Origin of the sequence: Campylobacter sp. RM9333 (assembly GCF_020137705.1) — a bacterium.
GTDB lineage: Bacteria > Campylobacterota > Campylobacteria > Campylobacterales > Campylobacteraceae > Campylobacter_E.
In genome coordinates this window covers 19509-44639 of record NZ_JACGAY010000002.1, presented here as the reverse complement: position 1 = coordinate 44639, position 25131 = coordinate 19509, and the positions used below count along the sequence as shown (strand labels likewise).

19 protein-coding genes, 1 other RNA gene and 1 pseudogene are annotated in these 25131 nt (G+C 25.9%); 17 read left to right on the top strand and 4 right to left on the bottom strand.

All coding sequences use genetic code 11. The features are described from left to right. Positions 1 to 83 precede the first annotated feature (83 nt). The 6 genes and pseudogenes from dnaA to AVBRAN9333_RS01200 all read left to right on the top strand — a co-directional run. On the top strand, positions 84 to 1400 hold the full coding sequence (gene dnaA / locus AVBRAN9333_RS01225) for a chromosomal replication initiator protein DnaA (protein WP_214116173.1): 1317 nt from the start codon (positions 84 to 86) through the stop codon (positions 1398 to 1400). Between the two features lie 26 nt (positions 1401 to 1426). Next, a complete protein-coding gene (gene dnaN / locus AVBRAN9333_RS01220) occupies positions 1427 to 2509 on the top strand; it encodes a DNA polymerase III subunit beta (RefSeq protein WP_214116171.1) in 1083 nt (360 codons plus the stop codon). Positions 2510 to 2518: 9 nt separating this feature from the next. Continuing rightward, on the top strand, positions 2519 to 4831 hold the full coding sequence (gene gyrB / locus AVBRAN9333_RS01215; protein ID WP_214116169.1) for a DNA topoisomerase (ATP-hydrolyzing) subunit B: 2313 nt from the start codon (positions 2519 to 2521) through the stop codon (positions 4829 to 4831). Then, on the top strand, positions 4828 to 6156 hold the full coding sequence (locus AVBRAN9333_RS01210) for an EAL domain-containing protein (protein WP_239803231.1): 1329 nt from the start codon (positions 4828 to 4830) through the stop codon (positions 6154 to 6156). Before gyrB ends, AVBRAN9333_RS01210 begins: the two co-directional genes overlap by 4 nt. Then, positions 6153 to 6575 (top strand): preQ(1) synthase, encoded by a 423-nt coding sequence (gene queF, locus AVBRAN9333_RS01205; RefSeq protein WP_214119961.1) that lies wholly within the window; start codon positions 6153 to 6155, stop codon positions 6573 to 6575. Before AVBRAN9333_RS01210 ends, queF begins: the two co-directional genes overlap by 4 nt. Further along, positions 6575 to 7765: pseudogene (locus tag AVBRAN9333_RS01200) on the top strand (HD domain-containing protein); the annotation flags it as partial. The gene queF and the pseudogene AVBRAN9333_RS01200, both read left to right, overlap by 1 nt. Here AVBRAN9333_RS01200 and ffs read toward each other — a convergent pair. Further along, positions 7766 to 7863, bottom strand: an RNA gene (gene ffs, locus AVBRAN9333_RS09510) — signal recognition particle sRNA small type. It lies immediately after the preceding pseudogene. Positions 7864 to 7906: 43 nt separating this feature from the next. Here ffs and AVBRAN9333_RS01195 point away from each other — a divergent pair. The 4 genes from AVBRAN9333_RS01195 (at position 7907) to AVBRAN9333_RS01180 (ending at position 14867) form a co-directional block, all read left to right on the top strand. Then, positions 7907 to 8338: a hypothetical protein gene (locus AVBRAN9333_RS01195; protein WP_214116160.1), complete on the top strand. Its 432-nt coding sequence runs from the start codon at positions 7907 to 7909 to the stop codon at positions 8336 to 8338. A gap of 47 nt (positions 8339 to 8385) precedes the next feature. Beyond that, positions 8386 to 9987 carry a CTP synthase gene (locus AVBRAN9333_RS01190; protein ID WP_214116158.1) on the top strand — a complete coding sequence of 534 codons (1602 nt, stop codon included), beginning with the start codon at positions 8386 to 8388 and terminating at the stop codon, positions 9985 to 9987. Beyond that, a complete protein-coding gene (recJ, locus tag AVBRAN9333_RS01185; protein ID WP_336609289.1) occupies positions 9975 to 11552 on the top strand; it encodes a single-stranded-DNA-specific exonuclease RecJ in 1578 nt (525 codons plus the stop codon). The genes AVBRAN9333_RS01190 and recJ overlap by 13 nt, the downstream gene beginning before the upstream one ends. 75 nt (positions 11553 to 11627) lie before the next feature. Further along, positions 11628 to 14867 (top strand): autotransporter outer membrane beta-barrel domain-containing protein, encoded by a 3240-nt coding sequence (locus tag AVBRAN9333_RS01180; protein ID WP_336609288.1) that lies wholly within the window; start codon positions 11628 to 11630, stop codon positions 14865 to 14867. Positions 14868 to 15018: 151 nt separating this feature from the next. Here the strand turns inward: AVBRAN9333_RS01180 and AVBRAN9333_RS01175 are convergent, their stop codons facing one another. The 3 genes from AVBRAN9333_RS01175 to AVBRAN9333_RS01165 form a co-directional block, all read right to left on the bottom strand. Further along, on the bottom strand, positions 15019 to 16044 hold the full coding sequence (locus tag AVBRAN9333_RS01175; RefSeq protein ID WP_214120610.1) for a GGDEF domain-containing protein: 1026 nt from the start codon (positions 16042 to 16044) through the stop codon (positions 15019 to 15021). Positions 16045 to 16153: 109 nt separating this feature from the next. Next, entirely contained in the window at positions 16154 to 16741 is a 588-nt protein-coding gene (locus AVBRAN9333_RS01170) for a hypothetical protein (protein ID WP_214116145.1), read from the bottom strand. A 278-nt stretch (positions 16742 to 17019) separates the two neighbouring features. After that, positions 17020 to 17901: a pseudouridine synthase family protein gene (locus AVBRAN9333_RS01165; protein ID WP_442862218.1), complete on the bottom strand. Its 882-nt coding sequence runs from the start codon at positions 17899 to 17901 to the stop codon at positions 17020 to 17022. A 137-nt stretch (positions 17902 to 18038) separates the two neighbouring features. Between AVBRAN9333_RS01165 and AVBRAN9333_RS01160 the strand changes: the two genes are divergently transcribed. The 7 genes from AVBRAN9333_RS01160 (at position 18039) to AVBRAN9333_RS01130 (ending at position 25130) form a co-directional block, all read left to right on the top strand. Then, the gene (locus AVBRAN9333_RS01160) at positions 18039 to 20414 is read left to right on the top strand and encodes a ribonucleoside-diphosphate reductase subunit alpha (RefSeq protein ID WP_214116143.1); all 2376 of its coding nucleotides are present in this window, start codon (positions 18039 to 18041) and stop codon (positions 20412 to 20414) included. Further along, positions 20405 to 21964 carry a glycosyltransferase family 2 protein gene (locus AVBRAN9333_RS01155; protein ID WP_336609335.1) on the top strand — a complete coding sequence of 520 codons (1560 nt, stop codon included), beginning with the start codon at positions 20405 to 20407 and terminating at the stop codon, positions 21962 to 21964. The genes AVBRAN9333_RS01160 and AVBRAN9333_RS01155 overlap by 10 nt, the downstream gene beginning before the upstream one ends. Positions 21965 to 22062: 98 nt before the next feature. After that, complete coding sequence (locus AVBRAN9333_RS01150) at positions 22063 to 22839, top strand: RsiV family protein (RefSeq protein WP_336609286.1); 777 nt, start codon at positions 22063 to 22065, stop codon at positions 22837 to 22839. 503 nt (positions 22840 to 23342) lie between these two features. Continuing rightward, on the top strand, positions 23343 to 23654 hold the full coding sequence (gene rpsJ / locus AVBRAN9333_RS01145; RefSeq protein WP_214116107.1) for a 30S ribosomal protein S10: 312 nt from the start codon (positions 23343 to 23345) through the stop codon (positions 23652 to 23654). A gap of 9 nt (positions 23655 to 23663) precedes the next feature. Beyond that, complete coding sequence (gene rplC, locus AVBRAN9333_RS01140; RefSeq protein WP_214116105.1) at positions 23664 to 24239, top strand: 50S ribosomal protein L3; 576 nt, start codon at positions 23664 to 23666, stop codon at positions 24237 to 24239. Then, positions 24236 to 24847 carry a 50S ribosomal protein L4 gene (rplD, locus tag AVBRAN9333_RS01135; protein ID WP_214116103.1) on the top strand — a complete coding sequence of 204 codons (612 nt, stop codon included), beginning with the start codon at positions 24236 to 24238 and terminating at the stop codon, positions 24845 to 24847. Before rplC ends, rplD begins: the two co-directional genes overlap by 4 nt. 1 nt (position 24848) lies before the next feature. Further along, positions 24849 to 25130 carry a 50S ribosomal protein L23 gene (locus AVBRAN9333_RS01130; protein ID WP_214116101.1) on the top strand — a complete coding sequence of 94 codons (282 nt, stop codon included), beginning with the start codon at positions 24849 to 24851 and terminating at the stop codon, positions 25128 to 25130. Position 25131 lies beyond the last annotated feature (1 nt).

Here is a 25131-nt window from a genome sequence, read left to right as displayed (position 1 = left end):
GATATATAGGTGTTTTAAATATTTTTAAACAAATATTACTAGATTTTCACATCATCAAAGGTAATAACAAAAAAGAGGAATAAATGTTAAATAAAATTCTAGAAGAATTAAAAGTATTAATTGGAGAAAATCAATATAAAAATTATTTTGAAATTTTACAAATTAATGAAAGCAAAAATAATGAAATAATTCTAAATGCACCTAATCAATTCATAGCTAAACATATTCAAACAAAATACCAAAGTATATTAGAAAAAATAGCAGAAAAAACAAATAGTAAAAAATATAAAATTACAATTCAAGTAAATAATGAAAAAATAAACAAACCACAAGAAACTCAACCAATAGTAGCTAAAAAACAAATTTCAATATTAAATCAAAGTCTTACTTTTGATAATTTCATAGTAGGACAAAGTAATGAGTTTGCTTATAGAATTTGTAAAGCAATAACAGATGAAAATAAATTTGGAAAAGACTTTAATCCAATTTTTATATATTCAAATACAGGTTTAGGAAAAACTCACTTATTACAAGCTAGTGGGCATGAATGTTTAGAACTTGGAAAAAAAGTAATATATAAAACTTCAAAAGGTTTTATGAAAGACTATCAAAATGCAATATTAGCAAATAAATTTGATAGTTTTAATAGTGAATATAAAGATTGTGATTTATTATTAATTGATGATATTCAGTTCTTAGGCACTACTGATAAAATACAAGAAGAATTCTTTCATATCTTTAATGATATAGTAGAAAGAAATGGTCAAATAATAATGACTTCAGATGTAGCTCCTATAAATTTAAATGGAATTGAAGATAGATTAAAATCAAGATTTAATAAAGGAGTTCTTGCAAATATTAGTGTCCCTGATATAGAAACCAAAAAAGCAATTATTAAGAAAAAAAGCCTTGTATATGATATAGAATTAAATGATGAAATGATTAATACTATTGCTAATTATATAGGTGAAAATGTAAGGGATTTAGAAGGAATTATAAATTATATTTACGCTTTTCAAAGTATAAGAAAACAAAAAATAACCTTAGATGATTTAAAAAATCAAATAAAAGAATACATTAAAGAAAATCAATCAAATATTGAAATTGAAGATATTTTTGATATAGTAAGTTCAGAATTAAATGTAAAAATAAGCGAAATAAAATCAAGTTCTAAAAAACAAGAAATAGTAAAAGCTAAAAGAATAGTTATATTTTTAACTAAAGAATTAATTTCAAATTCAGTAAGTCAAATAGCAACTCATTTTCAAATGAAAGACCATAGTGCTATTTCAAAACATATTAAAAAAATAAATGAAATGATATGTCTTGATGATGATTTTAGAAGCCTAGTAGAACATTTAAAAAATAAAATAATAAACTCAAAAAATAAAGATTATTAAATATAATAAAGCGAAAAAGGAAGAATATGGAAATACAAATAGACAAAAAGAGATTAGAAAATATAGCTTTAATAGTTAGCAATTATGTTGAGAAAAAAGATAATACAAGTTTAAATTCTAATATTTTATTATTAGCTTATAACAATGAATTAATTTTAAGAGCAAGTGATAGTGAAATAGGAATTGAATATAAAATCCAAGAATGTAATATCATAAATGAAGGGCAAATTTTTATCAATGCTAAAAAATTAATTGATATTTTAAAAAGCCTTGATAATAGCGATATTAAAATCAAAAAATTAGAAAAATCTATCAAAATTACTCAAAATAAAACTAATTTTTCATTGCCAATAAATAGTGAAAATAATTTTTCTTTCTTAGAAGATGAAAATAGTAAAACACCTATTTTAATAAGTGCAAAAGAACTAAATATCGGCTTTAAAATGATTTTACCTGCTGTTGATAATAATGGTATTTCTTTTCAATTTAATTGCTGTTATATAGATATTTTAAAAGATAGCATTGTTTTTGTAGGAAGCGATTCTAAAAGAATTCACAAATATTCATTCATAGCTCAAAATGAATACGAACAAAGATTAATAATTACAAAAAAATCAGCTCAAGAACTACAAAAATTATTAAATGAAGAAGTAAGGGTTTATAAAACAAATAATTATTTAATCATTGAAAATGATAATTTTAAATTCTTTACAAAATTAGCAACTATTGATTTTTTAAGATATGTTGAAGTAATGCCACATAAATTACCTACAAATGAAATTATCATTAAAAACGAAGACTTTTTAAATGAAATAAAAAAACTAAGTGCAGTTTGCACAAAATGTCAAATAGAATTTGAAACCGGTAAAATCACATTTAAAAATAATGCTTTAAGTGATGATTTTAACGAAACAAATGCTACAAGTGAATTAGAAACAAATATTACTATAGAAGATAAATTTGAAATAAATCTTACAAACAAACATATGATGGATTTTTTACATTTAAATGAAAATGAATATTTCACATTTAAATTCTATTCATCAGCAGCTCCTGTTGTGTTAGAAAGTAAAAATTTCTTATCACTAATATCAGCAAATAAAAACTAAGGATAAATAATGCAAGAAAATTATGCAGAAAGTAAAATTAAAGTATTAAAAGGACTAGAAGCAGTTAGAAAACGCCCTGGAATGTATATTGGCGATACTAACTTTAATGGTCTTCATCATATGGTTTATGAAGTAGTTGATAACTCTATTGATGAAGCTATGGCTGGCTTTTGTAATACTATTGATATTGAAATTACCAAAGAAGGTTCTTGTATAGTTACTGATAATGGTCGTGGAATTCCTGTTGGAATTCACCCAACTGAAAATATCTCAACTCTAACCGTTGTTTTAACCGTTCTTCACGCTGGTGGAAAATTTGATAAAGATACTTATAAGGTTAGTGGTGGTTTACACGGCGTTGGTGTATCGGTTGTAAATGCACTTTCATCTAAATTAATTGCAACCGTTAAAAGAGATGGAAATACTCATAGACAAGAATTTTCTAAAGGTATTCCAACAAGTGAGCTAGAAATAATTAAAACAACTAATCGCACAGGAACTAGCATAGAGTTTTTCCCTGACCCTGAGATATTTGAAGTAGTTGAATTTGATTATGATACTTTAGCTAAGAGATTTCGTGAATTAGCATATCTAAATCCACAAATTACTATTAATTTTAAAGACCAAAGAAATGGTAAAAGCGAAACTTATCATTATGATGGTGGTATTTCTCAATTTGTAACTGATTTAAATAAAAAAGAAGCTGTTACAAATGTAATTGCATTTAATGATGAAGCAGAAGATGTAGTTGTAGATATTGCGCTAATGTATAATGATACTTATAGTGAGACTTTATTTTCATTCGTAAATAACATTAAAACCGCAGATGGTGGAACTCACGAAGCAGGCTTTAGAATGGGGCTTACAAAAGTAATTACAAGTTATATTGAAGCAAATGCAGCCGCTAGAGAAAAAGATATAAAAATAACAGGCGAAGATACTAAAGAAGGACTTATTGCAATAGTTAGTGTAAAAGTTCCTGAACCACAATTTGAAGGACAAACTAAAGGTAAATTAGGTAGTTCTTATGTTCGTGGTATAGTAAATAAAATTACAAACGATGCTTTAACTAAATTCTTTGAAGAAAATCCAAACGATGCTCGTGCTATTATGAATAAAGCTTTAATGGCTGCAAGAGGTCGTGAAGCAGCAAAAAAAGCAAGAGAATTAACTCGTAAAAAAGAAAGCATAAGTGTAGGGACTTTACCTGGAAAATTAGCTGATTGTTCTTCAAAAGACCCTGAAATTAGAGAAATATATTTAGTAGAGGGTGATAGTGCGGGTGGTTCTGCTAAACAAGGAAGAAATAGGGAATTTCAAGCGATTTTACCTTTAAAAGGAAAAATCTTAAATGTTGAAAAATCACACCTTGATAAAATCTTAAAATCTGATGAAATTAAAAATATGATTACGGCATTTGGTTGTGGAATAGGCGATGATTTTGATATAGAAAAATTAAGATACCATAAAATTATCATTATGACAGATGCTGATGTTGATGGTTCTCATATTCAAACTCTAATTCTTACATTTTTCTTTAGATTTATGCAAGAATTAATTAGAAATGGACATGTATATTTAGCTCAACCACCATTATATCGCTATAAAAAAGGTCAAAGAAAAGAAATATATTTAAAAGATGAAAAAGCTTTAAATGATTATTTGATTGAAACTGGAGTTGAGAATTTAGAATTTAGTGGAATTGGGACAAATGATTTAAAAGATTTCTTAAAAGTTGTAGCAGCTTATAGAAGTATTTTAAATGAGCTTAAAAAACGCTTTAATGTGATTGAATTAATTAGACATTATGTTGAAAATCCTGATATTTTAGCTCTTAATATGCAAGAGATTTTTAAAGTATCAAAAGAATTTTTAGAAGCAAAAGGATTTAATATATTAAATCATTATCTTAGTGAAGATGAGATTAAAATCTATGTTCAAACTCAAAATGGTTTAGAAGAAATAGTTGTAAATAATGATTTATTTTATAGTCCATATTTTGAAGAAGCTTCTTATATTTATAAAAAAATTGAAGAAAGAAATATTTTTAATGATAAAGATTTCTTAGAAGTTCTTGACGAAGTTGAAAAAAATGCTAAAAAAGGAACTTATATTCAGCGTTATAAAGGTCTTGGTGAGATGAACCCAGAACAATTATGGGAAACTACAATGGACCCTGAAAATCGCCGTTTAATTCAAATTAGTGTTGATGATTTTGATAGGGCTAGTGGAGTGTTTAATTTATTTATGGGAGATGAAGTTGAGCCTCGCCGTGAATATATTCAAGCACACGCTAAAGATGTAAAACACTTAGATATATGACAATTAGTAAAAAAATTGAAAGAAAAAATAGGCAAGATGCAGCTATTAAGCTCATTATGCCTTTATTGTTATTAGTTTTTGCCTTTGTATATTTGCAAGAATTTAACGAAATAGTTTTTAAACCATTAGATATATTAGTAATTTTATGTTTTATATTTTTGTATTTTTATTATTTTGTTTTTGTAATTTATAAATCAGTAAAGCATAATGTAATTGATGAAAAAACTGGGACTTTATTACAAAGTGAATTTACAAAATATCTAAATAATGATGATTTTATAGTGTTTTTTACAATTTCTAATATAAACGAAATTAAATTAATGCTAGGGTTTAATAAAAGTGATAGATTATTGAAAAAATTAATTGATAAATTCTATGCGTGGGATGAAAATCTAATAATAGGTAGGATTACTACTGCTGATTTTATGATTTTAAGTAGTTCAAAGCATAAAACCTTGCAACACGAAATTAAAAAAATATTTTTAGAAATTAAAAGAGAAAGAATAGATGGAGTTGATTTTAAGTGCTATTATTCTATTATAAAATCAAGTATTAATTTTAATAAACTTTATTTAGAAGCACAAAATAGATTAAAAGATGATGTAGATGTAGCTACTGAAAATATCATTACTAATAGTGTTGTAAGCTCTATAAATAAGAGTGATTTTTTCTTAAAAATTCAAAGGCTAGAAGGCGAAGAAGAAATATATTATTTAAATTATAGGATTAATTCAGATTATCCAGAGAAAATATCTCAAGCAAAATTAGAAGAAATAATTATTAAAAATAATTTAGAATTTAATTATTATAAAAATCTTTTAGAACTTTTAGCGAAAGAATATCATTTTGATAATAGGATTATTATTAAAATATCTCCTGATTTTTTAAGGAATTTAAATTTCTTATTTTATTTAGGAGAATATTTTATTAAGCACCCTAATACAAATGGGAAAATTATTTTTGAATTTTTTGAAAATGATGTTTATTATGATATGCCAAGATTTGAAGAAATAATAAAAGAATATAGAGAAATTAATATCAATTTTGCCCTAAATCGTATAGGTTCGCCTAGTTCTTTAGAATATTTAAAACGATTAGAATTTGAATTTGGTATTTTTGATATTGAGTTTAATAAAAATGTAAAAAATGAAAAATATTTTATAATTTATGAAAATTTATTTAATTTATGTAAAAGCCTAAATATCAAAACTATTATGAGATTTATTGATAATAAAAATCTACTTGATTTAACAAAAGATATTAAATTTGATTATTATCAAGGCTTTTTATTTTATAAGGACAAAAATCTTAAGGAGATGAAATGAAAGAAAAATTAAAATACGGACAAAAAGAAATAAAAAAAATTAAAGGTAAAAAATTAGAGCGTTGGGAAAATAAGCAAAAAAATGATTATGTTATTAAAATAACTCTACCTGAATTTGCTTGTCTTTGCCCAAGAAGTGGTTATCCTGATTTTGCAACATTATATTTAGAATATATACCTAATAAATGGGTAGTTGAACTTAAAGCAATTAAACTTTATGTTAATTCATTTTATAACAAAAACATAAGCCACGAAGATAGTATAAATAAGATTTATAATACTCTTAAAAAGCGTTTAAAACCAAAATATATTAAATTAGTTGGAGATTTTAATCCTCGTGGTAATGTTCATACGGTGATTGAGTGCTGCTCTGATACGGAAATTAAAAAAGAAAAGAAAAAAGATAAAAAGGATAAATAATGATTAGCCCAGAGCTTGTTTTACATATTTTTAAGGCTGCTTCAATTTCAAGATGGAATGATTTTCCTAGAATTTGTAATTTAGTTGAACTTGATAAACAAGCTCATAAGGCTATTATTGCTTATTTTTTAGCAAAAAGTGAAAAAGACATTGATATGAGATTTTTACTTGATGCTATTGTTGTTGAGTTTATTTCTCGTGTAATAGTTACTGATATTCGTCCTGATGTATTAAATGAAATCAAAAAAACAAAACAAAAAGAATTAGATGAATGGATACAAAAACAATTTAGTTTAATCAATAAAAACGATGATTTTTTAAAAATTTTTAATGATTATTATAATGATAAAACTCACGAAAAAGAAAAATTTATTTTAAAAGCAGCAGGGTATTTATCAACTAGATATGAGTTTTCATTCATATATCCAAATGTTAGTAATTATGAAGAAATTAAAGCTAAGTTAGATGAAGAATTAGAAGATTATTTAGAAATTTTAGCAGTTCAAAAAATATCATTAAATCAAAAATTAGCTAAGGTAATTGATTTAAGTGGTCGTTTAAGATTTCAAAAGCGTTGGGCTCAAACTCCTAGAATTCCTGAAACAAGTGTTTTAGGACATATGTTAGTAGTAGCTGTTTTAAGCTATTTTTATTGTCTTAAAATAAAAGCTTGTGATACTAGATTTATTAGCAACTTCTTTTGTGCGATTTTTCACGATTTACCAGAAAGTCTTACAAGAGATATTATTACCCCTGTTAAATACGGAATTGATGGACTTAGTGAGATAATAAGTGATTATGAGCTTAAATTAATTGATGAAAAGATTTTACCTTTTGTGCCTAATAATATAAGAGCTGAATTTGCTTATCTTTTAGGAATTTATAATGAAGATGGTAAGATTAAAAAAGATGAATTTAAAAATAGAATAAATAAAGAAAATGTAAAAATTATTCAAAATCCTAACGATTATAATGAAGATTGTTTTAATACAATTGATGGAAAAATGCTTAAAGCTTGTGATAAAACTGGAGCTTTTTTAGAAGCAATCATTTCTAATTATTACGGCGTTAAATCTAAGGATTTAAAAAATGGTTATTCAAAGATTTTAAATGATTTTAAAGAAAATCCTAAAATTGGTGAAGTAAATTTTTATGAAATGTTAAAAGAATTTGAAGAGTTTTTTACAAACCCAAGCCAAGAGACTTGCGGCACACACTCATAAAAAGTGCTCTGCTATGTTCCCATCCTGAAGCTCTGCTTTTTACAAACATTGCACAAGGCTTGACTTGAGAAAACGCATTTTAAGATAAAATGACTTAATAGAGGGTAAATGAAATTAGATTTAATTTATATTTTTTTAGCGAATTTAAGAATTACTTTTATAGGAGTTAATAATTCTTTTGATTTAAGAGCTAAATTAATTTCTTGTATTGCAGGAGTTGTTAAAGATGAAAGACAAGATTTAAAGCGAAAAATAGAACAACTCTCAAAAGAAATCTATAAAAAAGAAATTAAAAGAAGAATATTTTTAGCGACCATTTATCAATATATAAAATATATTAAACAAGATACAATGGGAGTTGATAATATACTTAAAGGAATTAAAAAATTAACTAAACAAAATCCAAAACTAAAGCGAAAAATTAATTTCGTTCAACTTGATAGATTAGTATTGAAAAAATCAATTAAAGAAGGCGAAGAAGAAATTGAAGATTTCGCACAAATTAGGGTTTTAGAATTTTTAAAAAACGAAGTTATTTGATTGGTTATTAAAATTATATACAATAAAAAAAACTGATAGGAAAAAGTATGGCTAAATTTATATTTGTAACAGGTGGAGTTTTAAGCTCACTTGGTAAAGGAATTGCAGCAGCTAGCATTGCAAGTTTATTAAAACAAAGTGGATTAAAGGTAAGTATTTTAAAGGCTGACCCTTATATAAATATTGACCCAGGAACTATGAGCCCACTTGAGCATGGAGAAGTTTTTGTTACAAAAGATGGTGCAGAAACTGACCTTGATTTAGGACATTATGAAAGATTTTTAGATGAAGATTTAACTCATCTTAATAACTTTACTACAGGAAAAGTATATCAAAGCGTAATTGAAAAAGAACGCCGTGGAGAATATCTAGGTAAAACTATTCAAGTAATTCCACACATTGTAGGCGAAATTGCTAGTAGAATGGAAGCAGCGGCTTTAAATCAAGATGTTTTAGTAGTAGAAATTGGTGGAACGGTTGGAGATATTGAAGGCTTACCATTCCTTGAAGCAATTCGTTCTTTAGGACTTAAATACGGAAAAAATAATGTATTTTACGCACATTTAACTCTTGTTCCTTTTATAAAAGTAGCAGGAGAATTAAAAACTAAACCAACCCAACATTCAGTTGGAGAATTAAGAAGAATAGGTATTAGTCCTGATATGATAATAGCTCGTAGTGAAATTCCACTAGGCGATGAAATAAAAGAAAAAATTGCAAAGAGTTGCGGTGTAGAAATTGATTGTGTAATAGAAAGTATTGATGCAAAAAGCATATATCAAATTCCACTTAAATTTTTAGAGCAAAATATACTTTTACCTATTGCAAAACATTTAAATCTAAAGCTAAAAACTCCTAATTTAAAAGAGTATGAAGCATTAACAGAAAAAATAATTAATCCAAGCAAAAAAGTTAAAATTGCTTTCGTAGGAAAATATATAGATTTAAAAGAAAGTTATAAATCTTTAACAGAAGCACTAATTCACGCAGGTGCAAATCTTGATACAAAAGTAGAGATTAATTGGATAGATAGCGAAGAATTAAAAGATGAAAATGATTTAGCTGGAAATGATGGAATACTTGTAGCTGGTGGATTTGGACAGCGTGGTGTTGAAGGTAAAATAAAGGCTATTAAATACGCTCGTGAAAATAATATTCCATTTTTAGGAATTTGTCTTGGAATGCAGCTTAGTTTAATTGAATTTGCTAGAAATGTTATAAAACTTGATGATGCTAATTCAACTGAATTTGATGAGAATACTAAAAATCCTATTGTTTATTTAATTGATGAATTTATTAATCAATCAGGTTCAAAAGAAATCAGAACAATAAAAACTCCATTAGGTGGGACTTTAAGACTTGGCGAATATGTTTGCAATATAAAAGAAGGCACACTTTTAAGTAAGTTATATAATTCTAAAGTAGCTTATGAAAGACATCGCCATCGCTATGAAGCTAACTCAAAATATCGTGATTTATACGAGCAAAATGGACTTATTATTAGTGGGGAATCAAATGGACTTATTGAAGCTATTGAAAATACAAATAATGATTTCTTCGTAGCCGTTCAATATCATCCTGAATTTACTTCAAGGCTAACTAAAGCAAATCCTGTCATCTTAGGCTTTATTAGACAATGCTTGCACTAAATAAAACTAAAATTAAGCAGGTTTTAGAAGATAGATTTAAAAACGATTTTCATAAAAGCCTTAGCACTATTCCAAAACCTCATACCTTTAAGGATATGAATAAAGCAGCAATTAGAATAGCTAAGGCAATAAAAAATAAAGAAAAAATAGCAGTAGTAGGAGATTATGATGTAGATGGCATAGTATCTTCTACTATTATGAGTGAATTTTTTGCTAATTTAGGTGTAGAAATAATTGTTAAAATTCCAAATCGTTTTAGCGATGGATACGGAATTAGCGAAGATATAGTGAGTAATTTAGACGCTAGTTTAATAATCACGGTTGATAATGGAATAGTAGCTTATGAAGCTGCAAATAAATGTAAAGAATTAGGTATAGATTTAATAATAAGCGATCATCACACCCCAGGAGATACTTTACCAAATGCTTATGCTGTAATTAATCCAAAAAGAGATGATTGTGAGTTTTCTAAGCATATTAATTGTGAGATTTGCGGGGCACAAGTAGCTTGGTGGTTATGTGGGGCTATTAAAAAAGAATTAGATATAGAATACAATATGGCTAGTTTTTTAGATTTATTGTGTATTGCAATTGTTGCTGATATGATGAATTTAAATGATTTAAATCATATATTAGTTCGCTATGGCTTAAAAGAGTTAAATAAATTAAATCGTCCTGCTTTTGTAGTTTTAAAAGAAAAATACAAAAAGAAATTCTTTGATTATGAGAGTATTCCATTTTTAATAGCACCATTATTAAATGCTAGTGGAAGAATGGATGATGCTAGTATTTCTTATAAATTTTTAAGAGCAAAAAGCATTAATGAAGCTAAGAATTTATTAGAAATAATAGAAAAATTAAACCAAGATAGAAAAGAACAAGAAAAGCAAAGTTTTTTAGAAAGCATAGAATTTGCAAACGAAAATGATAAAGTAATCATAGCTTATTCTAAGAATTGGCATAAGGGTATTTTAGGCATAGTTGCAGGTCGTTTAGCTAAACAATTTAATAAACCTAGTTTTGTTTTTAATATTGAAGATGACTTAGCAAAAGGAAGTGCTAGAAGCGTAGCAGAGCTTGATATTTTAGAGCTTTTATCAAATGTTAGCGATATTTTGACTAATTACGGCGGACATAAAGGAGCTGCTGGACTTGCTTTAAAGGTTGAACATTTAAAAGAATTTAAAACAAGGCTAAATAATTTAGAACTTAATTATAATGATATTGATTTTTGTGATACTACTAATACTTTAGGCGAGTTAGAATTTAGCGAAATTGATATGGAATTATTAGATATTTTAAGTGATTTTGAGCCTTTTGGGCAAGGTAATGAAAAGCCATTTTTTATAAGTAAAGGCGTAATTATTAAAAATCTAGTTTTATTAAACGAAAAGCACTTAAAATGCACTTTTACTCAAAATAATTTAACTTTTGAAGCGATTTGTTTTAATTGTGATTTTATCCCATTTGAAAATGAATGCGTCAATATTCATTATAGTTTGCAAAAAAATTATTTCAAACCTAGCCCTACAATTCAGCTAAATATTTCTAATATTTATATTTAATATTTTAAAATAACTAAATTTTATTTAATATTAATTCATGTAATACAAATTTATGTAAAAAATAAAGGTTTTTTAATGAAAAATATTTTTAAATTAAGTATAGTTCTTACAACTATTTTATATTCATATGATGCTACAAATATTGTTGGTGACTTAACAAAAAATATAGACATAAAACAAACAGGAATATCTAGTATTAAAGCCAATAAAATAGATGATAGTATTTATTCAACTTTTGTAATTAATGGCACATTAACTACAAATAGTATAGAAAATAAAAATCTAATATTTGATTATAAAAATACACAAATTGATAATAAAGATTATTTAATATTAGTATCTGGCGGTAATTTTACAGATAATGGTTCTATTTTTATTTCTCAAGGCAATAGTGTATTTAGTAATAATATAGAAGCTATTAAAATAAAAAATAATGGAATAGTTACTCTAATTAATTCTAGTGTTTATGCTGGTAATGCTGATAGAACAGATTTTCAATTTGCTTCTGCTATTTTAATAGATAAGGGGACATTAAATTTAAATAATTCTTTAGTAGAAGGAGGTTATCAGCGTGGTAGAAGTTATCAAGCTATTAATGCTCGTAGTTTTGGAACTGATAAAACCTATTTAAATATAAGTGGTTCAATTATAAAAGCAGGAGATAATGATATAAAATCAACAGCTATTATGGCTAATCAATCAAGCACTATTGTAATAGATGATACTAAAAATAATAAAGGCTCTAGTATAACAGGGTATATAAATACTGATGGGGATTTTACTATTAAGGGTATTTATAAAAATAATTCAAATTTCATTGCAAAATCAAGCAATACTATGAATGCTACAAATAATACTTTTGATACTATTATCAATTCAAGCACTAAAACAAATCTCGGAAAAAATGCAAATATTGACAAAGCTTATATTGGTGGTGGTCTTGATTTAAATAAAAGTTCAACTTCTACTGGAACATTTATAATTACAAATAGTTATATTAAAGGCGATATTGTAAATTCTGATGATATTAGACTTATAAAAACTCTAAAACCTACTATAAATTCTAAAATAACCTTAGATAATGTTTATTTAGATGGGGCTTTAAATAATTATTCAGGAGAAATAAAAAGCTCTAATTCAGTATTTAATAAAATTGTAAAAAGTGAATATGTAAGCAAAATTGATGATACTAATTCAATTTTTAAAGGTGGTTTTAGTGCTGATGAAATAATTTTAAATAAAAGCACTTTAGAAGGATTTAAATTACCATCTATAAGTGATGCTAAATATAGTGCTAAAAATTTTAATTTAACTAATACAAAAGCAGGTAAAGATATAAATACTAAAGGATATTTAGAATTAAATGGTGGCTTAATTAAAGCCACAAATTCAGCTCTTAATTTTGATATTAGAAGTAATAATTCTATTAATATTGATTTAACTAGGAGTTCTTTAGTAGGTAGTTTTAAAAATTTAACAGGAAATAAAATATCAGCAAATAAAATAAACTTAAATAATTCTACAAGTTTAGGAGCATTCAGCACAAATGAACTAATTGCAAATAATTCTACATTCTTCTTAGGTGGCACAAATACTACTTATAATGGAGCAATAATTTCTAAAATTAGCACAAGTGGGGCTAATAATAATTTTGGAATTATTGGAGTAGTTAGCAAAGATACTAAAGGGAATTTAGTAGCAAATAATTTAAGTGCTAATTTACCTTTAGCTATTTTAAAGGGTGCTAATAATGATTTTGCTACAAATCTTAAATTCTATTCAGGAATTAGCGAATATGCTTTAGCGAATTCTTATTTAAAGAGTGAAAAGCTAGGAGATTATCAAGTATATGTTTTAGCTAAGGATAATAAGCAAAGTTTTAATGATTTAACTTATAAAAATAATTCTAAATTAGATATAAATAAAATAAATGAAATAGTGACTAATAGTGATAAAATAAAAGATTTAGTAGATTTTAATGATAATTTATTAGCAAGTAACGAAGCAAAAGAGTTAATTAATCAAAATACAGATAAAAGTCTAGAAAATAAAGGCACAATGATAAAAGATTTTGATAATAAAAGCATTCCTTGGATAGATTTAAAACCTGCAAATCCTATTAAGCCAACAACCCCACCAAATATTGAAGATACTAAACCAAGTGAGCCAGAAATAAAACCTGATATTAAGCCAGAAGTTACACCAGAAACTCCTATAAATCCTAATGAAAATATTAAACCTAATCCTAACGAAGAAGCAAAACCTGAAATCAAACCAAGCATTCCTTGGATAGATTTAAAACCTGCAAATCCTATTAAACCAAGTGAGCCTAAGACTGATGAAGAAAAATTTGAAATAGCATTAGAAGAACAAAAAGAAGCTATAAAATTAATGGTAACAGGTAAAAATGAAAAAGCTTTAGAATCAGCTAAATTAATGACTTCGCAATTTTATTTTTCTCAAGTGTTTGAATATAATAATCTTAATAAGCGTTTAGGAGAATTAAGAAGTTTTGCTAATAACAATGCAGGAATTTGGATTCGTGGATATATAAATAAAGGTAGTATCAAAAATACTTCTATAAAAGCCAATGAAATACAATTAGGTGCTGACAAAATTATAAATAATAATGATTTTGATACTTATGCAGGAATTATGCTAAATATCGGTAAAACAACTACTGATAATACTACTAATTCAAAAATTAATAATTATGGTTTTGGAGTGTATGTTAGTAATGTTTATAATAATGGATTTTTCTTAGATGCTACTCTTAAAACAAATCATTATAAAAGCGAGTTTAAAAACGATACATTTTTAGGCAATTCTACAAGTAAAGGAACAGGTATAATAGCAAGTGCTGAATTAGGTTATAGATTTGGTGATGAATTTTATTTAGAGCCTAGTTTAGAATTGATTGCAAATTATATCCCAAAGACTGATATTAAAGGTGAAAAAGTAATTCAATTTGGCAATTTATCTCAAGTATCAAATGTCAATATTACATCTTCTTCAAAAGTTTTAATGGTATCAAAAGCAGCAGTTTATACTGGAGTAGATATTAATAATACAACATTAAGAGCTGGAATTGGTGGAATATTTGATTTAACTAATAATCCTGATTTTTTAGTTAGTGATGGGATTAGCTCTTTTGCTTTTAGTGGAGCGAAGAAAGATAAAAGAGGTTTTGCAAGTATAGGACTTAATAAAAATATTAGTAAAAAATTAGGATTAAATATAGAAGCTGAAAAGACTTTTAGTGGGAATTTAAATATTGATTATAATATTAATGCAAGTATTAGATTTGAGTTTTAAACATTGAATTTTCTTATTTTAAATTCTAATTTATAGGATTTAAAATAAGGTTTTCAAATATTATTATCTTTTAAGTAATTTTATAAAAATAAATATACTCACAAACTTAGTATAAATAATAAATTTATCAAAGAATTTAATATAACTTTGGTTATTCAAATATAGTTTTATTTCTTCCTGTTTGTTTAGCTTTATAAAGTCTATTATCAGCAGTTTCAAACGCTCCAAATTTAGAGTTTGTAACCAAACTAACACCTATACTAATAGTTAGTTTGATTTCGTGATTTTTAGCCTTAAAAGTATGATTTTGCACTTCGTTTCTAAGGTTTTCAAGTAAGCTAACACATTTATAAAAATCATATTCTTTAAAAATTAAAACAAATTCTTCTCCACCATAACGATAAGCTTTTGAATATTGTTTCAAAATACTTGCAAGACTTCTTAAAATAATATCTCCTACATCATGCCCGTAAGTATCATTAATCTTTTTAAAAAAATCTATATCAACTACAGCAATTACATCTTTATTTTTTACTTCAGTAGTGTCATAAGCTCTTCTGTTATAAACATTAGTTAGTGAATCATAAAACGCTAATTTATATCCTTGATAACCAATAGCAGCTAAGAATATAAAAGAGCCTAATTCAAAATAACTTAAATTATAAAATTGAAGGCTATTGTAGAATATAAATTGAAAATAGGCTGCAATATATGCACCTTGCAAGAAACATTCAAAATTTTTAATTTTTCTAAGAATTACAACATAAATCATTAAAACTAAAAATAAGCAAAAAGAAAAATCTGAATAAACATAAGTAAGATTTATAAAGTTTAAATTATGTAAATACGATATGAATTGGTAATCTTTAATAAATATACCAATTAAGATATAAAACAATACTACCAAATAAGCAGGAATTAATCTTTTTGTAGAAAGATAATCTTTTTTAAGCGTTAATAATATTGCAAATACAATCGGTGAAAATAGTGAAATATATGCGTGGGCTTGTTGAAAATCCATAAAAATAAATAATATCCTACTAGCTAAAAATAACAATGTTATAAAAGTGATATTTAGTTTTTTAAAATATATTGAACCTAAAAATACTAAAAGTTCAAAACCAAGTGTTGCCGCAGGAAGTGGATATATTAATTCTAATAGAAGTGATTGCTTCATAATTTACCTTTATATTTAGTTACTGATTATACTAATATATCGGTAATTAAATTTATATTTTAATATATTTTTAAAGTTTAACCCTATTTATAAAATAGGGTTTGTGAATTTATAAAGAAAGTTCTTTTAAAAATTCATCTTTTAAATAAATTTTCATATCTTCAAAATTAATAATAATTTGATTTTTAAAATCCTTTGATAAGAATACAAAACCATTACTGCTAATATAGAATTTGTCTAATTCTATATTTTTATCAAGATTTTTTGAATTAAAATACACCTTAAAAGTATCAAAATCTTTTATAATATCTTTTAATAAATATTCCTTTTTTGTATTTTCGTTATATGTTTTTATTTCTATTTTTGAATTGGTTTTATTATCTATATTTTGTGAAGTTTGTTTCATATAAGATATGATATTGTTGATTTGAAAATAACTTGAGTAATTAGAATTTGATTTGTAGTTTTTAAAATCATCTTCCATTGATTTTTTGATTTCATTTAAAGCTTTTATATGTTGTTTATTGATTGCATCAAAACTTTTAAAAAAATCATCAAACGGGTCATAGAATTTATTTTCTAAAGCATCAATTCTTTGTTTTAGAATTTCATTTTCTTGTTTTAATTTTTCAATTTCACTGATTGAACTAGCATTTAATGCACCTATACAAAATAAAGAAATTAATATCTTTTTCATATTTTCTCCTTCAATAAAATTTATAAAATATTTTATATTTATATTTATAACAAAGTTTTAGAATAAAATTTTTGTTTAATGAATTTATTTTGTATGTAAATAATTTTAATTTTATTATAAGTTTAATGTTCCACGTGAAACATTAAAATAATCTAATGATAAAAAGTTTCACGTGAAACATTATTTTTTCTTTTCATTGATTATGATAAAAATCATTCCAATAATTCCACCAATGCAAACAACACCCATAAATAAATATTGAAATATATCTAATCCATTCATTTAATTGCTCCTAAAAATTCATTTTCTATATCATCATTATAAAAATCATAATCTTGATTTTTATAAGTAAATTTTAATCTTGCAGAATGAAGACAAAGCCTACTTGCACCACAAAGTTCTTTTATATTTGATATTTTCTTATCTAAAATATCTCTTGCTTGTTTGTTAGTAAGTCCATACAAATTATCCCCTGCGATTTTATTTCCTACATAATGCAAATGCACTCTTAATTGATGTTGTCTTCCTGTTAGTGGAATTGCTTTTAAAAGTGTATATTTAGGATAATTTTTGATAACTATAAATTCAGATTGTGAAATCTTGCCATCTATACAAACTTGCATTTTATTTTTTAAATCATCATCATTTTTAAGTCTTGCACTAACACAAAAATCATTTTTAATATTACCACATACTAATGCTAAATATTCTTTGTATATTTTTTGTTTTGCAAAAAGTTCTTTTAATTCTTTATTGGCAGTTTTTGTTTTAGCTACCATTATAAGACCACTTGTAGCAGCGTCAAGTCTATGAGCTACACTTGCATTTTCTCCATATTTTTGCCAAATTTCATCATTTAAAGAATACTCACAATTTCTTCCATTAGGATGTGATAAAACTCCGCTTGGTTTATTAAAAATTGCAAAATATTCATTTTCAAAAATTGGTTGTAAATTATTACTAACGCATTCATAAATTAGTAAATAATATTCTCCACAAATAATAGAATTCTTTTTACATATTTCAATATCAGTTAAATTTATTTCTTCTATATTTAAAGTATTTTCTAGCTTTTTACTAACATTATTTTTAAAAATAATAACACGATTTTTATCACAAAATCTTTGTGCTTTTTTTAAATCGTAGTTTAAATTTTGCATAACTAATTGATAAGCTTTTTTATTTTCTGTAGTAAAAAATTTTTTATATAAATATCCCACTCTTTTTAACCTTTATTATATATCTACTTATTATAATACATTCTTTTTTAAAATTCACAAAGGAAAAATAATCAATCATGAAGGTAGTAAAAAGAACAGGTAGAGTAGAAGAATTAGACATATCTAAGATTAAAAAATATACAACTTTAGCAACTGAAGGGCTTGATAATGTAAGCCAAAGTGAGCTAGAAGTTGATGCTAAAATACAATTTAGAGATATGATAACTTCTGAAGAAATACAAAATACTTTAATAAAAACAGCAGTTGATAAAATAGATATAGATAGACCTAATTGGACTTTTGTAGCTGCGAGATTATTTTTATATGATTTATATCACAAAGTTAATCCACAAAAAGAATATGTGCATTTAAGAGAATATTTTGAGCGTGGAGAAAAAGCAGGAAGATTATTTTTAGGTCTTAAAGAAAAATATGACTTAGATGATTTAAATTCTTATATCAAACCTGAAAGAGATTTACAATTTACTTACTTAGGTATTAAAACCCTTTATGATAGATATTTAATTAAAGATAGCAAAGGTAATCCTATTGAATTACCACAACATATGTTTATGGCAATAGCTATGTTTTTAGCTCAAAACGAATTAAATAGGCAAGAATGGGCTAAGAAATTTTATGATTTAATAAGCAAATTTGAAGTTATGTGTGCAACTCCAACTTTAAGTAACGCAAGAACAACAAGACACCAATTAAGTTCGTGTTATATCGGCTCAACCCCTGATAATATAGAAGGTATTTTTGATTCTTATAAAGAAATGGCTTTATTATCTAAATTTGGTGGTGGAATAGGCTGGGATTGGAGTAAGGTTCGTGCTATGGGTGGTAGTATAGACGGACATAAAAATGCAGCTGGTGGAATTATTCCATTTTTAAAAATCACAAATGACATTGCCGTAGCGGTTGATCAATTAGGCACAAGAAAAGGTGCGATATCTGTTTATATTGAGCCTTGGCATATGGATGTTTGTGATTTTATTGACCTTAGAAAAAATAGCGGAGAAGAAAGAAGAAGAGCTCACGAATTATTCCCTGCTTTATGGATAAATGATTTATTTATGAAAAGAATTGCTGAAAATGGAAAATGGACTTTATTTGACCCATTTGATACTCCACAACTTTGTGATTTATACGGAAAAGAATTTGAATTAGAATATGAAAGACTTGAAAAAGATGAAAATATAGTAAAAGAAGTAATGGATGCAAAAGAGCTTTGGAAAAAGATTTTAACAAATTATTTTGAAAGTGGAATGCCGTTTTTATGTTTTAAAGATAATGCTAATAAAGCTAATCCAAATTCTCATTCAGGTCTTATTAGAAGTTCTAATTTATGCACAGAAATTTTTCAAAATACAGACCCAAATCATTATAAAATAAAAGCTACTTTTGAAGATGGTAGTATAAAGATTTATGAAGAAAATGATATTTTAACTCTTGATAATTCACAAGTAAAAACTGCAAAAAAATTAAGTAGCCTTGATACTTTAAATGGTAAAAAAGTTTATATAGTAGAAAAAGAATATGATGAAGGAAGAACCGCAGTTTGTAATCTAGCTAGTATAAATTTAAGTAAAATTAATAGTATAGAAGATATTAAAAGAGTAGTTCCAATAGCAATTAGAATGCTTGATAATGTAATTGAACTTAATTTTTATCCACACGCAAAAGTAAAAAACACTAACCTTAAATCTCGTGCAATAGGTTTAGGTGTTATGGGTGAAGCACAAATGCTAGCAGAAAAGGGAATAATGTTTGGAACTAACGACCACTTTGAATTAATTGATAAAATTATGGAAAATATATCTTATGAAGCTATAAGTGCAAGTAGTGATTTAGCAGTTGAAAAAGGTGTATATCCTGAATATGAAGGAAGTAATTGGAGTAAGGGAATTTTCCCTATTGATGTTGCTAACGATAATGCAAAAATGCTAACACTAGGAGATAATTTATTTAATCAATCAAATTGTGATTGGAATGATTTAAGAAAGAAAGTTAGCAAACAAGGTATGAGAAATGGCTATTTAATGGCAATAGCTCCAACTTCTAGCATATCAATTCTAGTTGGAACTACTCAAACAATTGAACCTGTGTATAAAAGAAAATGGTTTGAACAAAACTTAAGTGGAATGATACCTAATGTCGTACCAAATCTAAGTCTTGATACCTGGCAATATTATGTTACAGCTTATGAGCTTGACCAAAGAGATTTAGTTCGTGCTGCTGCAATTCGCCAAAAATGGATAGACCAAGGACAAAGCTTAAATATATTTGTTAGTCTTGACAAAGCAAGTGGTGGGTATTTAAATAGTATTTATACATTAGCTCACTCACTAGGACTTAAATCTTGTTATTATCTAAGAAGTGAAAGTCCAGCAAGCGAACATCTAGATAATAAACCTGTTGATAGAAGCATTGAATGCGAAGGTTGTCAATGAAAATAAGTGTTTGCATTATCGCTAAAAATGAAGAAAAAAATTTAAAGCGTTGTTTAAATGCTTTAGCAGAATTTGATGAAATTGTGTTAGTAGATAATGAAAGCACTGATAACAGCGTTAGTATTGCAAAAGAATTTAAAAATGTAAAAGTTTTTAGCTCACCTTTTATAGGATTTGGCAAATTAAAACAATTTGCTGTAAATTTAGCTAGTAATGACTGGGTCTTTTGTGTTGATGCTGATGAAGTAATAGATTTTAATAGTTTAGAGCTTTTAAAAAATCTTGATTTTAGCGATATTACAAAAATCTATGCAATAAATAGAAAAAATTATTATAAAAATGAATGGATAAAAACTTGTGGGTTTTATCCTGATTATATAGTTAGGATTTTTAATAAAACTCATACTAATTATGATGACGCTAATGTTCATGAAAATATTATCATTAAAAATAATTCACAATTAATAAAAACCAATATCCATCTTCACCATTTTGCTTTCAATTCAATTTATGATTTAATAACAAAATTACAAAGATATACAGAAATTTATGCACAAAATAATAAAAATAAAAAAACTAGTACTTTTAAAGCTATAAGCCACGGATTTTTTACATTTTTTAAATTCTATTTTTTAAAATTAGGAATAAAAGATGGTTTTAATGGATTTATAATAAGTTTATGCAATGCTTTAGGTTCTTTTTTTAAATATGCAAAATTAAAAGATGCAAAAATTCCAACTTGTTCTTTAATAATCACAACTTACAACGATAAAGTGGCACTAACAAGATGCCTTGAATATGTCTTTAAAATGACTACATTACCAGATGAAATAATTATAGCCGATGATGGTGGAGATAACTGGGATATAATTGAAAAGTTTAGTAAATATCCTGTTATATTAAAACATGCGTATCAAGAAGATTTAGGATTTAGATTAGCAAGATCTCGTAATAATGCTATAAAAATAGCAAGTGGAGATTTTTTAGTTATTATTGATTCAGATATGCTTGTAGATAATGATTTTATAAAAAATTATAAAAATAATGCTGAAAAAGGGGTATTTTTACAAGGTAGTAGAATTTGTTTAAAGGAAAATATTTCAAAAGATATTAGAGAAGATAATATAGAATTAAATATAAGAACATTTAAAGCAAACAAAATTAATGTTCTATCAAAAATAATTAAGTACTTCTCAAAAATTGATAAAAGTATTTGTAAAAAATTAAAATCAATAGCACAAAAAACACCGAATGATAAAAAAATATACATAAAAGGTATTCGTGGTTGCAATATGGGTTTTTACAAAGAAGATGTTATTTCAATTAATGGATTTAATAATGATTTTGAAGGCTGGGGAAGAGAAGATAGTGAATTTGTAATAAGGTTCTTAAATAAGGGCTATAAATTAAAAAGACTAAAACATCAAGCAATAGCATATCATATATATCATAAAGAAAATGAAAGAAATTTAGAACAGAACCATAAAATTTATTTAAATACTTTATTAAATGATAAAAGTTATTGTGAAAACGGGTTAGAACAAATTTAGATTATTATAAAATATGTTCCACGTGAAACAAAATTAATTAAAATTTTTAAGTGTTATTAACTTAGGATAAAATACTATTTTTATTTAAGGAGTATAAAATGAAAAAAGTATTAATTTCAAGTATTTTGGCACTTAGTTTAAATTCTGCTGGGTTTTTAATGATAGATAAAGATAAAACCGCATATTTTACAATTAACGACCATAAAGATAAAGTTGAGTTTGTTAGCGGTATGAATATAATGCAAGATAATGTATGTTTTGCATGTAACGATACGATAACAAATAATATAGATTATGAGGCTTCAAAATCAATTGGGGTTAAATATGATAGTATTAGTATCGGCACAAGTGATGGTAATTTTAAGATTAGATATTTATCTGGAAATAATAAAGAAGAACTTAATTTAAATGAATTTTTTGCTCAAAGCTTAACTCATTTTGGAACTTTAGAAATATTAGAAGATGTAATATTTGCTAAGAATGATGTAACGAGTATAAGTTTTAGTTTAGTAGAAGACAATAAAGGTGCCCATCCTTTACATTTTAAAAAATATGCAATTTTAGATAAAACAGGTAAAATTATTTCATCAAACGAAGCTTTTAAAGATACAGATAAGTTAAAAGAAAAAATATCTAAAAAAATAAGAGATTTTCAAAATACAACTAAACATCCAGAAAAAGATAATAAATTTTTTAGTCCTTTAGAATTAAATAATTTTTATTTTGATAATTTAGGAATAGTATTTTCATATAGTCCTTATGAATTATTTTCATACGCTAGTGGATATATAAAAGTTCGTTTAACATATAAAGAAATAGAACCATTTTTAAAAGAAGAATTTAAAAAACTATTACAAGATAATAAAGTATTGTAAAAATTTATGATTTAATTTTTTCCGAATTTAAAATAAAATTCGGAAAAAATTATTATTCAATAAATTATATATAGTTTTAACAAGTATTAAAATTTTTATTAATTTTTTGAGATTTAATACTTTTTGCTTATATCAGCAAATAGGTTTTATACAAAATACTATTTTATTTATTATTAATTTTGTTAGTGATTTTGTTTCATACTAAGCATTATTAATAATTTTCTAATTTTTGCTTTTTTAGATATATTTTTGTATATATCTTATCAGAATGAGTAAAAATTTATAATTAGTATATTTTAAAATAAATTTAGTATTTTATAGTTCATAATTTTTATTTTTTATCTTTTTAAAAAAGACAAAAAATATGAAAAAATTTATTTTTTCTTGACAAATAAACTTATATTAAATACACTTGCAAACCTATTTTAGTTTTTGTGATACTTATCACATGTTCTTTAATGGGTTGGCTTAAATGCCAACGAGTTCTTTTAAAAGGAAAAATTATGGAAAGAATTAGGTTAAAGTTAAAAGCTTATGACCATAGGGTTCTAGATCGTACAGTTGCGGCAATTGTTGAAGCCGTTAAGAGAACTGGTGCTGAAATTAGAGGTCCAGTGCCAATGCCTACAAAAATAAAGCGTTATACCGTTTTAAGATCTCCGCACATCAATAAAGATTCAAGAGAACAATTTGAAATGAGAATTCACGCTCGTATGATTGATATTTTGGCTGCTACTACTGACACCGTTGATAGCTTAACAAAGCTTGATTTGGCACCAGAAGTTAATGTTGAAGTTCGTGCAATGGGCAAGTAAGGATAGAGTATGGAATATATTGTTGAAAAAATCGGAATGAGTAGAACAATTAACACATCTAGCACTCCTGTAACATTACTTAAGTTAGTAAAAACAAAAGTTTGCGAACTTAAAGATGGTAAAGCTATCGTTGCTTACGCACAAGGTAAACATCAAAACAAGTGCATAGCAGGTCAGCAAAAAAAATACAGCCTAAGTGCAGAGTTTAACAAATTTGCTAGTTTAGAAGTAGCAAATAAAGAAGCAGGTGACATTGACACTACACCTTTAGCTGAAGCAAAAGTTTTAAAAGTAAGCTTTAATTCAAAAGGTAGAGGTTTTGCAGGTGTTATTAAAAGACACGGATTTGCAGGTGGTCCAGCAAGTCATGGTAGCCGTTTTCACAGACGCTCAGGTTCTATAGGTAACCGCGAGTGGCCAGGTCGTGTTCAAAAAGGACGCAAAATGGCGGGTCATTTTGGTAATGAATTAGTTACTGTTAAAAATGAAGTTGTTTCATTTGACGCTGAAAATGGTGTTTTAGTATTAAAAGGTAGCGTTGCAGGTTATAATGGTGCAATGGGTAAAGTAAGGATTGTAAAATGAAAGTATGCGTATTAAACGATAAATTTGAAAAAGCTAGCGAGCTTGATTTACCAGCAAGATACGCTGAAGTAAATCCTCATAACCTTTATTTATATGTAAAATCATATCAAGCTAGCATGAGAGCAAATACAGCTCATACTAAAGGTAGAAGTGATGTTAGCGGTGGTGGTAAAAAACCATGGAGACAAAAAGGTCGTGGTGGTGCTCGTGCAGGTTCAACTAGAACTAACGTATGGGTAGGTGGTGCAGTTGCATTTGGTCCAACAAATAATAGAAACTATTTTCAAAAAGTAAATAAAAAGCAAAAGAGATTAGCATTTGAAAGAGCTTTAGCTGATAAAGCAAATGCAAACGCAATATTTGCAGTAGATAATATAGTTATTGAAAGTGGTAAAACAAAAGATGCAAGAGCTATGATTAATAAAATAGGTGTTAAAGATGCTTTAATAGTTAAATCATTATTAGATGAAAAAACATTATTAGCATTTAGAAATCTTGCAAATTGTTATGTTGTTGATATTACTGAAGTAAATGCTTATTTATTAAGTATATTTAACTCAGTTATTATTGAAAAAGATGCTTTAGCATCAATTACGAAAGAGGGCTAAGATGGCTGATATCACAGATATAAAAAATATAGTTTATACAGAAAAAACTTTAGGCCTTCAAGAAAGTGGCGTGGTAGTTATTCAAGCTAGCCCTAAAATGACAAAAAATGGTCTAAAGCAAGTGTTAAGAGAATATTTTGGTATCGTTCCTTTAAAAATAAATTCATTAAGAATGGATGGAAAAGTTAAAAGATTTAGAGGAATTGAAGGCCAAAGAAGTGACTTTAAAAAGTTTTATGTAAAGCTACCTGAGGGTGCTAGTTTAGAGAATAAGGAAGGCTAAG